The sequence below is a fragment of the Bradyrhizobium sp. 195 genome (genome assembly GCF_023101665.1).
Classification (GTDB): Bacteria; Pseudomonadota; Alphaproteobacteria; order Rhizobiales; family Xanthobacteraceae; genus Bradyrhizobium.
In genome coordinates, this window is the sequence record NZ_CP082161.1 from 699,719 (window position 1) to 712,820 (window position 13,102).

Consider the following 13,102-nt stretch of genomic DNA (forward strand, 5'->3'; position numbering starts at 1 on the left):
TTTGGTACAACCCGGTGGTACAATGCCCCTTGCTATGTCACGTCCTTGGAAGCATCCGAAAACCGGAATCTATCAGCTCCGAAAAGTCGTCCCGGACGACCTGCGCAAGCTCGTCGGCAAGCGCGAGGAGAAGGTTAGCCTTCAGACCCGCGATCCCGCAGAGGCGAAAGTCCGGCATTCGAAAGCGCTCGCCGAGCTGGAGGCTCGATGGGCCAATCTGCGCGCCGGGCCGAAACTTCTGACCGAGCGTGAGGCGCATCAGCTGGCCGTGGTTTCGTATGAGAGGTGGCTGGAGCAGTACAGGGACAATCCCAGTCAACAGACCAGCTGGGACACCGAAGTTGGGGATCGGCTTTTTGGCCCTCCGCCGGCCAGGGAAGAAAAAGACGCGGCTCGTGCGCAGTCGGTCGATTTCTTTTCTCCTGAGCCGGAGTTGCACAAGATCACTCGAATGGAGCAGGCCTGTTTCGAGGCCGCGAACGGCTACCTGAGCGCTCAAGGGTTTTCCGAGGATTGGCAGAATCGACGAACCATGGCTCGTGCTATTGGAACTGCCATACAGCGCGCCAGTCTAGTGTTAGCCAAGTTGGCAAAAGGCGAAACTGTTCCAGAGTTCCCCTTCCCGAATTTGTCTGTATCCCCGGGCGGGTCTGTCGCTCGCTCGCCCGCGCGAGCCGTCGCATTCCAGGATCTTCTGGATGGCTGGGCGGCCGAGCGACGGCCGGTAGCCAAGACTGTTTACGAATGGTCGCGTGTCATCAGGGAGCTAGAGAGATATGTTGGACATACCGATGCCCATCGTCTGACGGCGGAGAACCTCGTCGACTGGAAGCGAGCTATGGTGGACGCCGGACTGCGGGCGAAAACCATCCAAGGTTCGAAGCTCTCGCCAGTGCGGGCAATCCTGCAATGGGGTGTCCAGAATAAGCTCATCAGCTCGAATGCCGCCGAAGGCGTTTCGCTGGATGTCAAAGCCAAACAAGGCGAGCGCAAACGAAGCTTCACCGATGAGGAGGCCAAAACCATCCTTCGCGCCGCGCGCTCGCAGAACGATCGGGTCAAGCGGTGGGTGCCGTGGGTTGGTGCCTACACGGGAGCGCGACTTTCCGAGATTTGCCAGTTGAGGCGCGAGGATATCCTGAAGGTCGAGGACATTTGGTGCATGAAATTCGTCCCGGAAGCCGGTTCGCTCAAGACTTCTGGCTCGGAGCGAGTAGTCCCCGTTCACCCTGCGCTGATTGAGAATGGTTTTCTCAATTTCGTAGCTGGGGTGAAGTCCGGTCCTCTGTTCGCCGAGCTTTCGCCGGACAAGTTCGGTAAGCGCGGCGGTAATGGCACCAAGATGATCGGGCGTTTTGTGCGTCAACTTGGGCTGAAAGACCCGCGGCTATCGCCAAGTCACTCCTGGCGTCACCGTATCAAGACGCTTGGACGAAAGCATGGGCTTGCCCAAGATATTCTGAATGCGATCACAGGTCATGGATCGAAGTCGGTGGCTGACTCGTATGGCGAATTTCCAATCGAGGCGCTTTTTAGAGAGCTTTGTAAGATCCCAGCACTCGAATTGGCGGGAGTCGCGAGCGGCAAAGAAGCCACGTAGTGGTATGTGCCTTATAGGCTCTAGACTAGCAGCACCCGACTACGAATGTGATGGTCGGACGTTTGAATGGTTCCGGGCGCGCCATTTCACCACCATTCCAGAACAAGAGTCGGCACTCGGGTCCGCTGTTCACCCTCAGCAGACTCGTGGGGCGTCCGCTTGCAAGCTGCATCGACAACTGCTGGCGTCCTTGCTGAGAGCTGCCTCTTGTCGGAATTTCTGCAGCTGGGTATGGCGCCGCATTCCGCTGGATGCGCCAGAGAAGGCCGTGATAGGGTTACATAAGCACCACAGCCATAGGTGGTGAGTAATGAGGCGACTTTGGGGGACGGTCAGCTACATACGGATGGTTTGGAAGTCGAGGAGCTTGCGGCACCGACGCCTTGGCCGAATGCGAACGCGCGCCTGCTCGGGGTTGGCGCAGGACTTCCCGTCGATCCGATCGACCGCCTCAAGAATTTCAATGATAAACAGTTCGAACGCTTCACGCTGGAATGGGCCACGGGTTACCTCGCAAAGCACGTTCCGCACGTTTACCAGGTCCAGCAGCGCGGCGGAGCGGGAGACAAAGGCCGCGACATCATTGTCTGGCGCGATCCCCCGAATGTGAAGCCACGGCGTTGGCGGCTGTACCAGTGCAAGCACTATGCGGATGCTCTCTCGAAAGCCGTTGCAATCGAAGAGATCGGCAAGGTCTTGTACTTCAGCTTCAAGGGTGATTTTACCTCGCCTGAGGAATATTGGTTCGTCACCCATCAGGGAGTTGCGGGCACCTTGCAAGATTTGCTTGATGATCCCGCAAAGCTAAAGGCGGAGGTCATTGCAGGCTGGAACAAGCACTGCGCAAAGAAGATCACAGCCAAGCGCGTCATTGACCTCTCTCCCGAACTGAAAGCGCATATCGGAGCCTTTGATTTCGCCATATTTCGGGCCAAGCAGCCGCTCGAACTTATCTTGGAACACAAGCAGACGTCGTTTCATCTTGTGGTGTTTGGCGCGCCGCTGATCGATCGCCCGTTGCCACCAAAACCGCCCTCGGAAATGCATGCGCAGGAAAGCGGATACATCGAGCAGCTGTTCGCCGTGATCGCGGAGCATCTGGGCATTCCGGTCGCGGCCGTAACTGACTTCGCCGAACAGCCGAAGATGCGCGCTCTCTTCGAGCGGTCACGGCTCACGTTCTACAGCGCCGAAGGTCTGAAGGAGCTGGCACGCGACCAGATGGCCGATCAAACCTTCTTTGACACGCTGTTGGACGAGTTCTGCAACGGGCTCTATCATGCCTATTCCTCCGAAGGGCTCGCGGGCTTGAAGCGACTCCAGGAAACCGTGAAGGCAGCCCAGTCGCTCCAGCTGGGAGGGCACGTCCTCGGTGACCATGCCACCACCAATGACCGCGAAGGCATCTGCCACCAGCTTGCGAACGACCAGCGCGTTACATGGTGTGAAAAATGAATCTAGGGGACACCACGAGTTCTGCGCGTCTGTTCAATACGCCGCTGGAATGCGGATTCAGGTTGCTGTTCGTTCTCGACGCTGGAAAGGCCGAGTCGGACCTTCAGCGTCTGATCAGCTACGACTATCTGATCGTTCACTCCGGGGATGTGGATGGTGGTCCTCCGAGTCTGCATCCCGCGGTGCCGTTCCGCGGAACGGAGTTCCTCGTCAGACGTGATCTCGTCAGGGCCGGCCTCGACTTCATGTTCTCACGGGAGCTTCTGGACAAGCACCATAGCCCGTCCGGCATTGTCTATGCGGGTACCGCTCTCACCAAGGCTTTCGTACAGCTACTATCCAGCAGGTACGCGGCCGCGCTGAGGGCCCGCGCCGAGTGGGTCGCTTCCAGCTTCGGCGCGATGAACGACGACGACCTGAGCAGGTTCATGTCGCGCAACATCGGGCGTTGGGGCGCAGAATTTGATCGCCTCACTTCGCTGCGCGGATTGGACCTCTGACATGATGCAGCTCCGTCAACTTCGTCTGACCGGTCGCGGCGCGGCTGACGCGATCATGACTTTCGCTGCGGCGGGCAACGTGGTCGCTGGAGATTCCGACACCGGCAAGAGCTATATGCTTCGTTGCATCGACTACGTCTTCGGCGCCGAGGTGATGACGAAAGTCATCAAGGAAGCAGGTCCCTATGAGCGCGTTCTCGTCGAACTGGAAAACGACCAGGGAGAGTTTCTGACGCTCGTACGCGCGCTCGCCGGCGGGGACATAGAGGTGCATCACGCCCCCATTGAAAAGATCAGCGACGACGGGATAGTCATCAAATGGATGCGGAAAGGCACAAGCAAGCTTCTGGACGTCACCTCCGTGCTGCTGCCTTTCGCCGGGATCCAGGAGGCCCAGCTCCGGAAGAACAAGCAGGGCAAGAAGCAGCGGCTCACGATCCGAACGCTGGTCCCAGTATTTCTAGTCGATGAAATAACGATCATCGCCGAGCGGTCGCCGGTTATAGGCACGGTGGGATTCGACACGACGGCACGAAAGAGGATGCTCTCCTACCTGCTCACCGGAAAGGACGATGAGGCCGTCATCGCCGACGAGAAAAAAGAAATCGCATCCGCCCGGTCCGCGGCCAAGATTTCCCTGCTCGATGATCTTCTTGCGCCCATCGATGCGCGGCTCAGCCGGTTTTCGGACGGTCAGGACGAGGAGGGATCGATAGAGCTCACGGACGCTGCCATAGAGCAGATCTCAGCGGTGATTGATGAAAATAGCACAGAGCGAGCCCAGCTGATGAATGAGCGGCGGGAAGTTGTTGATAATTTGCATCGTGCCGAGAGCCAGCTTGTGGCCATCAACGAACTGTCGGTTCGGTATCGACTCCTCGACGACCGCTACGGATCGGACCTCGACCGGCTCGATTTCATTTCCGAAGGGGCCCATTATTTCGGCAGCCTTCAGGAAGTGCGCTGCCCGCTTTGCGATCAGGCTATGGATGGGCCACACCAGCATTGGCAGAGCGACAGTGTGGCGGCGCAGCCGGTCTACAGTTCCGCACGGGCGGAAGCGGCGAAGATCATTGGCCACCGCGCCGACCTTGGAGAGGCCGTCAAAGATCTTCAACAGCGACGCTCTGACCGCAGCGAGGACAGAGAAAAGGCGCAGGCCCGGCTCGAACAGATCGAGACGCGGCTCACCGAGCATCTGCTACCGACGCTGAGGGAAAGCAAGTCCCGGCTGGAAACCATGATCCAGCGTCGCCTCGAGCTGGAGGGCGCCAAGCTCGATCGCGAGAAAGCGAAAGAGTTGCGCGCCCTGCGCCTGGAGCTGGAGAATTCGGCTGCTTCTGCGGGCACCTCCTCGAAGAAGTGGGCCGGGCTGGGCGCGGCACCCCTCAGAGCCTTGTGCGATGAGATCGAGGCCGTCCTAAGGGAATGGTCGTGGAAGGACACAGGCAGGGTTGTCTTCGACGAGAAGGCCTATGACATCGAGGTCGACGGCCAGCCCCGACAATCCCATGGCAAAGGCGTTCGGGCGATCCTCTATGCAGCCTTCGTCATCGGACTGCTGCGCTATTGCCGCAAGAACCACAAGCCCCATCCCGGCTTTGTCGTCCTCGACTCCCCCCTGACCACTTACAAGAAGGGCCAGCCCAAGGAGCCCGGTATCGATCCCGGCATAGAAACGGCGTTCTGGGCTAGCCTTGCCTCGCTGCCCCCGGGTCTTCAGGTTGTGGTCGTTGACAACAAGGAGCCGCCGCCTGAGCTCGCATCTGGATTGAAATATGAGTGGTTCGGAGGGCAGGAGGCTGGGCCTGATGACCGCGTCGGGTTTATCCCTTAGTGAGATATGCGGGTGTCACATTTTTGGTTCGTTTGTCGGTAGGCGCACTGTCCGTCGGAGGCTGTTTCGACGGAGCGCCGCGGCGTCGAAGAACAGTCGCCACTGGCTAAATCGGCCAGGTCCCTGGACACGGAGCTAAGTTGCATTTGGGTCTACGGAGAGAAAGCGGCTTGGTGGCGCGCCTCGGCTGTCGAACACAGCTGAAGTCAAGGTGCGCCCAAAAACTGCGCCCGTATCAATATTGACCCGGTTAATTCGAACTTCGGGCCTGCCGCTTTTCAGCGGAGTGTGCCCGTGCACAATGAAGCGGCCCAGAACTTTCTCGCTCGAGAGGAATGGTTCTTTAATCCACAGGAGATCGCGCGTTCGTTGCTGGTCTAGCGGACGGTCAGGATGCACGCCGGCATGAACGAAGAACCGTTTGCGGTCATCATGAAACAACGGCAGCGAACGTAACCAGGCAATGTGTGGCATCGGAATGTCGGTTGCGCAGGCAGCTCCATAACTGCGAAGCGTTGCATATCCTCCGTTCAATAGCCAACTTTGTTCCGCATCTTGGCCCTCTAGCGCCGCGAGCAGCAAATCCTCGTGATTGCCGCGCAGGCATATGATTTCGTCCGGCGACCATTTCTGAAGATCCATCAGAAACTCAATGACGCCGCGGCTATCGGGCCCTCGATCGATATAGTCGCCCAGGAAGACGAGCTTAGACTGTCCTTCGCCCGCGTCCTGCTCGCAGAGCTCAACTAGGCGCTGCAGTTGGTCCAGGCAGCCGTGAACGTCGCCGATCGCGTAAGTCTTGCTCAAATCCGAACCTGACGGCATGAAGTGTCGATGTGTTAGGCAAGGCGTCTAATGCTGCTAGACCGCCATCACAACTATCCGAATAGCCATGACGTTGGCGTGGCAATCGGGCGCTGATCGTGGAGCAGGATTGCGCCCTTGATGATGCGGATGAGAGTCCAGATCGTCCACCACAATATGATGAAGGCGCCGATAAAGAAATAGAGGAGGGCGAAGCCGACGATGAAGTACAGCAGTCCAATCCAGAATGTGCGGATCTGGAACTGGAAATGGCTGCGCCACAGCTCGCTTGCGGTGGTCGATTTTACGTGGGCGATGATCAGGCCGATGACAGTTGTGATGACGGTGAAGAAGCCTAGCGCGTAGAAACCATAAACAGCCAAAGCGTAGCCTCGCTCGTTGGTTGGCGTCGGGTCTTGGATGGGAAGTGCGACGGAAATAGTCATGCTGGCGGCTCTGATTTGTGATGCAGGCGATTGTTGGCTTTATTTGCGCTTCTGTCGCTCGGCCAAGACGAGACAGCCGCCCGCCGCGGTGACGAGCGCGGCCAGGAGGATGATCGGGGTCCGGTCTTGCGCGCCGTAGTCAAGCACCCAGAGCAATACGCCGCCTCCGACCAGTAGGCACCAGGGCCACCAATCTCCCATTAGATTGTTCATTCGGTTCCTCAAGATGTAAGCTTGGACGGCTGGGATTCAGCCAAGGCTTCGGTCAGTTGCGTCTTTCAATACCGATTTTATAGGTATCTGAAAAGTCGGTTTATGTCTCTAGTCCCCTCCGGGAGGCTGGATGCCTAAGACGGTCACGTCGCCGATTCAGAAGAAGCTCGCGGCCATGCTGGTCGAGCTGAGGAAAGGGGCTGGGCTACGCCAGGTTGACCTGGCGAAAAAACTGGGAGTTTACCAATCCTGGGTGACGCATTTTGAGTCTGGTCAGCGTCGCATCGACGTGGTGGAGCTAATCGAACTGGGGCGCATCATTGGTTTCGATCCCGCCGAGGTGGTGCGGAAACTTTCGAAGCGTTAACGGCGGCCTGCTTCTCGTCCAGTCAAACCCAAGAGCCCGGGGCTCTTTGATCTTCGCACCTTGCGAGTCGGGAGACGTCACGCTTTCGAGTCCTTCACGTGCCGGTACCCTCGTCGCCCTCTGGGAAAGATTCGCACAAAAGTCTGAACGGTGGTGGGCGTGTCAACGTTCGAGCGGTAGATGATGGTGCGCCCTTGCGGACGCTACGTAGCAGGCCCGCCCGGACCAAGATGGGCCAGATGGTGGAGGGCGTTTTGTGCGGCGCACCGATGGTATCGGCGATCACGCCGGCGGTGATGCGGACCGGCTCGTGCTTGATGAGCAGCCTGAAGATCGCCAAGCGCGTGCGCTGGGCTGGGATGTAGGGGCAGAGGGTACCATCACCCCGCCCTTTCCGAAGGCTCGGCAAGGGCCAGGCCGCGAAGGTAGTCCGCAGCCTTGGATGCTTGGCTGCAGGCTGTGAAGAACGCGCGTTTGTCAGCCTTCAAAATCTCAATCCAAGAGCCGATGTACCCCGCGCTCCGTAGGTCCCCGTCAAAGCCAAATTCCGCACACAGGAACGCCGAGCACAACTCGGCGATCAGTTCCTCGGCCGCGTAATTGCGTGAGCCGAAGCGGTTCTTCAAATCTCGATCGAGACGCGACTTGTGTGCCGTCCAATGCGTCAATTCGTGGAATGCCACGTTGTAAAAGTGATCGGCGCCCTTGAAAGCCTCGAATGCGGGCATCGAGATAAAATCGCGGCTCGGCACATAGAAAGCTTCACCGTGTCCTTCGCGGATGTCGGCGCCAATTGAGTGCAAGAATGCGTCGGCGAGCTCGTCGCGGGCGTCAGGATTGCGAGTCCGCATCGGCTTTCCTGTATTGATGCTATCGGGAAGGTTTTCGCATTGGTCGACATTGAAAACCGTATATTCACGCATCATCGGGACCAAGCGCTTTGCAGAGTTGTGGTCCGATCCCTTGTCGTGAACTTGGAGTTGCTTCACGAAATAGACCTTCGTGCCATGCGCGCCCCTACGCACGTTGCCGCCTAGCTCCATCGTCTGGTTGAATGTCAGAAAGCGCGGCGTGCGATAGCCGGCCGCTTGTGCCATCCACAGCAGAACGACATTGCATCCTGAATAAGGCCGGTTGGTTACGGCGTTGCAGGGCGTGTTCGCGCCGGGCGTCGCCGACCACGGCTTAATCCAAGGGGCGGCGCCGGCTTCTAACTCTGCGACAATGCGCGTTGATATCTCCGCATAGAGATCACGTTTCATAGCTCGCCTCGCTGATATGGCTGATGCGACCCCGATCGGCCGCATGTCATGGAGCGTTGGGCAAGGCTTCTTTCTATGGTTTCACATATTACCCCAGCCCCCATGGCCGAGCCCCCGTCTCGCGCGTCGACAGGGGTGCTGAGAAAGATCTGGGTCGAAAAGGTCATCGAGAAAATGTTAGATCGTGGACGTGCAGCTGCGGGTCTATGGCGTGAAAAGCCAGCGCGTCGCCGATGCCTCGCTGGCGACGATCACGACCGGCAACACCCAGGCGCCCTGCGTGATCATCGGATAACGCCTGGCGGAGATCCTCAAGACCGGAGCGTCTTCGATCGCATGGGATGAGCGAGCGGGGGCGTCCGGCATTGCCTGCTTCATAGCCGTGTTGGAGTTGAGCAGTTCGGTCGATCAATCTCTTAAACAAAAGGTTTGTCAGGACGCATGCGGACGAAGACTGGATGGCGGAACTGACCGTTCGGTGTGAATTGCATGCAGCTCACCTCGATCACTTGGCCGACCAATCTTCCAGCGTTGGCTTCTGCCCAAAGGATTTCGCGCTCGGCATCTGTGAAACCGGCGCCAACGGCACCCCTGGTCGTTGTGACGAAGCCCAAGCGGCCGTGATGCTTGCCCCTCCCTTCTGCGTATCCGGTGATGGAAATGTCGTGCGTCTCCTCCGGCTTCACTTTGATCCACTGGTCGCCCCGACGAAGGACCAAGCCCTCGTGGTCGAGTTTGTTGGCGCGGTGAAGCTGGGCGATGATGTCGGCGGGAGTGGGATTGGTCAGGCTGCCCCAACGCAGGCGTGGGTCGGGGAGATCGAGGCCGTAAAGGTTCTCCCAGGTAATCGACGGCGTGTCTTGGTTGAGGCACCTGGTGCGGGTCGCTCTGATCGTGTCGCGGAAGTTGTTGACGAAGACCTCGCAGTCGCGAGATTGGCCATCTCGCCACGGGGGGATGTTGTGCAGGGGCTTATTGGCTCTGCTCATCCAGCCATGCTCGTCGTGCCAGATCGCCCGGACCCCGTCGACCTTGAGCGTCACCAGCCAGTCGCCGGCCAGTGCCTTCCCATTCCATGAACGTGGATTGTTGATCTTTCGGTCCGTCATGGGTCCCGTGGCAGCTAGCTTGTTCTCGCCGGGATTCGAGGAAGGCATCGAGATGTTGCCATGAGGCGGCCGTTCAATGAGACAGCGGCGAGTTACCGCGGCCGATCTCTTCTTGTTCGGATGCCGCCGTATGCGACGCTCAGAAGCGGAGGCTTGCTTAACCTTCCAACCTAGGCAGAGGGAAGGGTAGGGGAAGGGCAGGGCAGGGCAGGGCAGGGCAGGGCAGGGCAGGGCAGGGCAGGGAGGGCGGAGGTGAGTGGGTGGGGGCAAAAAATATAGTCGCTTGTCACGAGACCGCTGCGCCATTTTTTTGCGCCATTGGCGGAGCGATTGATCGCCTCTGTTCGTTTGCCGCGCAAAAGGAGTTCGAATGCGACTGGGGAGCTAGCGAGGACACCTTTGCCGAAGTCGAACTCCGTCTTAGTGCCCGAGGTAATCACATGCGCAAGCTGCGACCTCTTGAGAGCCGATTGGCGACGTATCGGCGCGGCAGTCCGGACACTCGTCGTCGCAACGGCATGACCAGGCGTCTTCCCACGCTGTCCCGCAACTGGCACATTCGTAGAAATTGATGAAGGCGGGCTGACAGTGGGGCTCGTGGCCCCACTGATGACTGCACTGCTTCCGTTACTCAGGCAACGATGCGGCCTTTAGCTCGGGTTTCAGCGGCGTAAGCCGAAATGGGCTTCTCCGCATTGAAATGAAAGTCGCGTTCTACGGGAAGACCAAGGCCACCCCTTACTTCCTTGATTTCCGATAGGTGGACGAATCCGAGTTCGGGACAATTGAGACCAAGATCGCAGAGGCCAAACAGGCGATCCGGTTCGTCCAGGTCACACTCCGTGATTAGCCAAGTCGCGCCCGCATCTGGCGTGAACAGCTTGACGACCGGAAAATGATCCCGTTCGCCGGCCAAGGCGTTGACCAAGAGTCGAACCCGATCTTCGAGGGTGAGCAGATCTATCTCAACCATCTGAGGTCTCCGCAGGGTCGGAGACAGCGGCCTGGCCGTTGGGTTGAGTGCGTCGGGTGCGGGGGCTCGGTTTGCGAGTCCTCGTCTTGCTGTTGGCATCGGCAGCGCGCGTATTCGTTAAAGAACACGGTGGCTCGCTGCACTGCGCCTTTGGTGCAATGACCGCGAGTGCGGCTTCATAGACGCGCTGGAAGTCGCAGTAGCGTTTCCAAAGCTGGTCCGCCGTTTCGCGGTCGCCCGCCACGTCGATGGCGTCGATCAACTTCTCTAGGGTGAAGTGCTGGAAACGAACCCGTGTTGAATCGTCATGGTCGATGGGGGCGAGTTCGTTTGCGTAGACGCGGAAGGCGGCGTCAGCGCGCCGATTGAGACGCGGCGCAATGCCGATGAACATTGCTCGTGGCGTGATGCCGTGGTCGACAGAAAGCTGGGCGAGCATGTGTTCGCGCATCAATTGTTCGATCGGGGGCGACCGGAGGATGACGCTTTCGGGGGTCTTGTAGAGACGGACCTCCTTTAGCGCTTGGTCATAGCGGTCGCGCCATCTTGCCACCGGTCCGGCCATCTCCTCGGAATATTTGACCTCCACGTAAACGATGCCTGCTTCGCCGTCAGGCGTTGTAATATGAACGGCGACGTCGAACGCGGAACGGTCCGCAAGAAAGCGGTCATCGCGCCGGCCGGGGGAGTGTTCGAAGGCAATCCGTTCGACGGAATGGACGAATTCGGGCAACATCTGGCGGAAGACGGCCGTCGCCAGCTTCGTGTCCAGTGCTAATGGACCGAACGCATTCGCCACGAGGCACATTGAAGTCAAAGTGTTGGTCATCAGGCGATCCTCGTCGACCGCGGCATCGTCCTCGCGAAGCAGAAGAAACTCGCGCAGCGCTAGGAGATGAATTTGGGGAGAGATGAAGTTCCGCCCGGATTCGGCCGCGTCAGCTCGGAGATAGGAGCCGAGGTGGGCGCCGCGCTCTTCGACAGCAGCGTTCGGAATGCCCTGGTCGCGCATCCACAGGATCTGCAAGATTCTTGCTGCCCGGCGGAATCGCGAATCTATCGAGCAGTGCGAGTCGTAATGCTTGGCGACGGCATCACTGATGAACGGCGTTCGGGAAATTTGAGTAAACGTGCGGGCTGATTGCTCCGGCCCTGTTTGAACCGAATTGGATGTGTTCAAGGTCGTCTCTCTCTTTTTGGGCGCACGATTTGCGCAAGAGAGATTCGCGGCTCAGTGAGCGAAGTTAACCAGGAGAGTGGCGATAATCGGCAGCTGGAACGAAGTGTATTCGCCAATTCACAAGAAGCAGCAGGAGTCGACTGCACTTTTTGCAAGTGACTTCCCTGAGCAGTGGCAGTGCCGATTCAGGCCGGCGCCGAGCTACCGAACAATCTAATGTAACGTCGGCGACGCAACCGTCCTCCATCATCTTCCTCGGTCCTTCTCATGTCCCAGGAAGGGGAAGGGGAAGGGGAAGGGGGAGGGGGAAGGGAAGGGGAAGGGGAAGGGGAAGGGGAAGGAAGGCAGGTGCAGGGCAGGCAGGATGGGCGATGGGCGATATAAATGAACACCGCAGATCATTTCATTGGTCGCTGCGCGATTTGTCGGATGGGCAGAAAGCCGGCGAGGTCGCAGCTGGACGAAATTTGAGGTGTTGTGTTGTGGCCGTTTGCGGCTCCGCCACTGTGCAGGATAGCCCACGATCTTGAGGCCAAGTCGCCCCGCATAGTACCTGCAAGCTGTGCTCAAGAGCGCAATCGTGAGTTGATTGAAGCCAATTTGAGCCAGCGAGCTTCCACTCGGCTGGGCCCCCTCACCTCATGCCGACAATCACAATCTCGTGATGGAACCGCGAGATTCCAATTTTGGGGGTCGGAATCCCCTATATTGTAAGGGCGAACAGCGCAGGAGCGCGCCAAGGCCCCTATCACAGGAGCCGTTATGGCCGACTTCGACTCATTCTTTAATACTATCAACGCCTTGCAGGAATCCGATCTAACTGATCGAGATCGCCTGGAGGCCACGCCCGGACAAGCTCTCCAAGAGAGGGCAGTCGGCGGCACGAACACGGCTCCAAGTTCCATTCATGGAGGCAGCGCAACCGGTACGCGAGTTGTGGCTAAATTGGGCTCGCCTTCACAGCTCCATGGTGGCGCGCAATCCCTTGCCGATCCGGTGGCCGGCGTCGGAGCTGTCGACGTCATTATGTCCGATAGTGGCGAGGTCGAGATTCTGCCCGGCCACTTGACGTCGACCTTCTGGGTGGCCGCCGCCGATGATGATGATGCCGACGTAGATCTCGGTGGCTCTGATGATCAGGCAGATTTCGAGGAGGACTCGGAGCTGTCTCAGTACGAGGAAATCGACGACACCGAAGTGCTTGCCGAGATTTTGCGGCGCTCGTGGCTGTGTCCAAGCGCTCGCGCTCGAGCTCTTTTTCGCCGCGCGGCGTCTGGCAAAGGGCCAAATGCTCAGCTGCTTCGCGCCTCCGGCATGATTTAACGATTCCCACGCACCAGAAGCGCCGCCGCAACG

At 58.7% G+C, this 13,102-nt stretch carries 14 protein-coding genes and 1 pseudogene; 8 read left to right on the plus strand and 7 right to left on the minus strand.

Annotation, left to right across the window (positions count from 1 at the left end; all coding sequences use genetic code 11):
• Positions 1 to 22: 22 nt before the first annotated feature.
• The 4 genes from IVB26_RS03275 to IVB26_RS03290 all read left to right on the plus strand — a co-directional run bounded on the left by IVB26_RS03275 (position 23) and on the right by IVB26_RS03290 (position 5,392).
• On the plus strand, positions 23 to 1,600 hold the full coding sequence (locus IVB26_RS03275) for a site-specific integrase (RefSeq protein WP_247970599.1): 1,578 nt from the start codon (positions 23 to 25) through the stop codon (positions 1,598 to 1,600).
• 321 nt (positions 1,601 to 1,921) lie between these two features.
• Positions 1,922 to 3,055, plus strand: coding sequence for an ABC-three component system protein (locus IVB26_RS03280; protein WP_247567546.1), 1,134 nt, complete (start codon positions 1,922 to 1,924; stop codon positions 3,053 to 3,055).
• Between the two features lie 62 nt (positions 3,056 to 3,117).
• Complete coding sequence (locus tag IVB26_RS03285) at positions 3,118 to 3,555, plus strand: ABC-three component system middle component 2 (protein ID WP_247567542.1); 438 nt, start codon at positions 3,118 to 3,120, stop codon at positions 3,553 to 3,555.
• A 1-nt stretch (position 3,556) separates the two neighbouring features.
• On the plus strand, positions 3,557 to 5,392 hold the full coding sequence (locus IVB26_RS03290) for a hypothetical protein (RefSeq protein ID WP_247970600.1): 1,836 nt from the start codon (positions 3,557 to 3,559) through the stop codon (positions 5,390 to 5,392).
• Positions 5,393 to 5,527: 135 nt separating this feature from the next.
• On the opposite strand, the gene IVB26_RS03295 is transcribed toward IVB26_RS03290, so the two are convergent.
• The 3 genes from IVB26_RS03295 to IVB26_RS03305 are packed head-to-tail and all read right to left on the minus strand — an operon-like array spanning position 5,528 to position 6,855.
• Positions 5,528 to 6,217 carry a metallophosphoesterase family protein gene (locus IVB26_RS03295; RefSeq protein WP_247970601.1) on the minus strand — a complete coding sequence of 230 codons (690 nt, stop codon included), beginning with the start codon at positions 6,215 to 6,217 and terminating at the stop codon, positions 5,528 to 5,530.
• Between the two features lie 53 nt (positions 6,218 to 6,270).
• Positions 6,271 to 6,642 carry a DUF4870 family protein gene (locus IVB26_RS03300; RefSeq protein WP_247567535.1) on the minus strand — a complete coding sequence of 124 codons (372 nt, stop codon included), beginning with the start codon at positions 6,640 to 6,642 and terminating at the stop codon, positions 6,271 to 6,273.
• A gap of 39 nt (positions 6,643 to 6,681) precedes the next feature.
• On the minus strand, positions 6,682 to 6,855 hold the full coding sequence (locus IVB26_RS03305; RefSeq protein WP_247567532.1) for a hypothetical protein: 174 nt from the start codon (positions 6,853 to 6,855) through the stop codon (positions 6,682 to 6,684).
• 130 nt (positions 6,856 to 6,985) lie between these two features.
• Between IVB26_RS03305 and IVB26_RS03310 the strand changes: the two genes are divergently transcribed.
• Together IVB26_RS03310 and IVB26_RS42980 are read left to right on the plus strand one after the other, a co-directional pair.
• Positions 6,986 to 7,222, plus strand: coding sequence for a helix-turn-helix domain-containing protein (locus tag IVB26_RS03310; RefSeq protein ID WP_247567528.1), 237 nt, complete (start codon positions 6,986 to 6,988; stop codon positions 7,220 to 7,222).
• 239 nt (positions 7,223 to 7,461) lie between these two features.
• Entirely contained in the window at positions 7,462 to 7,587 is a 126-nt protein-coding gene (locus IVB26_RS42980) for a hypothetical protein (RefSeq protein ID WP_256468916.1), read from the plus strand.
• Positions 7,588 to 7,602: 15 nt separating this feature from the next.
• Here the strand turns inward: IVB26_RS42980 and IVB26_RS03315 are convergent, their stop codons facing one another.
• Entirely contained in the window at positions 7,603 to 8,484 is an 882-nt protein-coding gene (locus IVB26_RS03315; RefSeq protein ID WP_247567524.1) for an ArdC family protein, read from the minus strand.
• 181 nt (positions 8,485 to 8,665) lie between these two features.
• On the opposite strand from IVB26_RS03315, the pseudogene IVB26_RS03320 reads away from it, so the two are divergent.
• Positions 8,666 to 8,779 (plus strand): annotated as a pseudogene (locus tag IVB26_RS03320) (GMC oxidoreductase); the annotation flags it as partial.
• Between the two features lie 121 nt (positions 8,780 to 8,900).
• Here IVB26_RS03320 and IVB26_RS03325 read toward each other — a convergent pair.
• From IVB26_RS03325 to IVB26_RS03335, 3 genes are all read right to left on the minus strand, one after another.
• A complete protein-coding gene (locus IVB26_RS03325; protein ID WP_247567519.1) occupies positions 8,901 to 9,593 on the minus strand; it encodes a hypothetical protein in 693 nt (230 codons plus the stop codon).
• A 631-nt stretch (positions 9,594 to 10,224) separates the two neighbouring features.
• Positions 10,225 to 10,566, minus strand: coding sequence for a DUF2958 domain-containing protein (locus IVB26_RS03330; protein WP_247970602.1), 342 nt, complete (start codon positions 10,564 to 10,566; stop codon positions 10,225 to 10,227).
• Entirely contained in the window at positions 10,559 to 11,746 is a 1,188-nt protein-coding gene (locus IVB26_RS03335; protein WP_247970603.1) for a PGN_0703 family putative restriction endonuclease, read from the minus strand. Before IVB26_RS03335 ends, IVB26_RS03330 begins: the two co-directional genes overlap by 8 nt.
• A gap of 762 nt (positions 11,747 to 12,508) precedes the next feature.
• Between IVB26_RS03335 and IVB26_RS03340 the strand changes: the two genes are divergently transcribed.
• The gene (locus IVB26_RS03340) at positions 12,509 to 13,069 is read left to right on the plus strand and encodes a hypothetical protein (RefSeq protein ID WP_247565343.1); all 561 of its coding nucleotides are present in this window, start codon (positions 12,509 to 12,511) and stop codon (positions 13,067 to 13,069) included.
• Positions 13,070 to 13,102 lie beyond the last annotated feature (33 nt).

Excerpts from the sequence above, each read along its gene's own strand:
- IVB26_RS03300 (WP_247567535.1), bottom strand. The coding sequence starts at position 6,642 with ATGACTATTTCCGTCGCACTTCCCATCCAAGACCCGACGCCAACCAAC.
- IVB26_RS03295 (WP_247970601.1), bottom strand. The coding sequence starts at position 6,217 with ATGCCGTCAGGTTCGGATTTGAGCAAGACTTACGCGATCGGCGACGTT.
- IVB26_RS03325 (WP_247567519.1), bottom strand. The coding sequence starts at position 9,593 with ATGACGGACCGAAAGATCAACAATCCACGTTCATGGAATGGGAAGGCA.
- IVB26_RS03330 (WP_247970602.1), bottom strand. The coding sequence starts at position 10,566 with ATGGTTGAGATAGATCTGCTCACCCTCGAAGATCGGGTTCGACTCTTG.
- IVB26_RS03340 (WP_247565343.1), top strand. The coding sequence starts at position 12,509 with ATGGCCGACTTCGACTCATTCTTTAATACTATCAACGCCTTGCAGGAA.
- IVB26_RS03310 (WP_247567528.1), top strand. The coding sequence starts at position 6,986 with ATGCCTAAGACGGTCACGTCGCCGATTCAGAAGAAGCTCGCGGCCATG.
- IVB26_RS03275 (WP_247970599.1), top strand. The coding sequence starts at position 23 with ATGCCCCTTGCTATGTCACGTCCTTGGAAGCATCCGAAAACCGGAATC.
- IVB26_RS03305 (WP_247567532.1), bottom strand. The coding sequence starts at position 6,855 with ATGAACAATCTAATGGGAGATTGGTGGCCCTGGTGCCTACTGGTCGGA.
- IVB26_RS03315 (WP_247567524.1), bottom strand. The coding sequence starts at position 8,484 with ATGAAACGTGATCTCTATGCGGAGATATCAACGCGCATTGTCGCAGAG.
- IVB26_RS03290 (WP_247970600.1), top strand. The coding sequence starts at position 3,557 with ATGATGCAGCTCCGTCAACTTCGTCTGACCGGTCGCGGCGCGGCTGAC.
- IVB26_RS42980 (WP_256468916.1), top strand. The coding sequence starts at position 7,462 with ATGGTGGAGGGCGTTTTGTGCGGCGCACCGATGGTATCGGCGATCACG.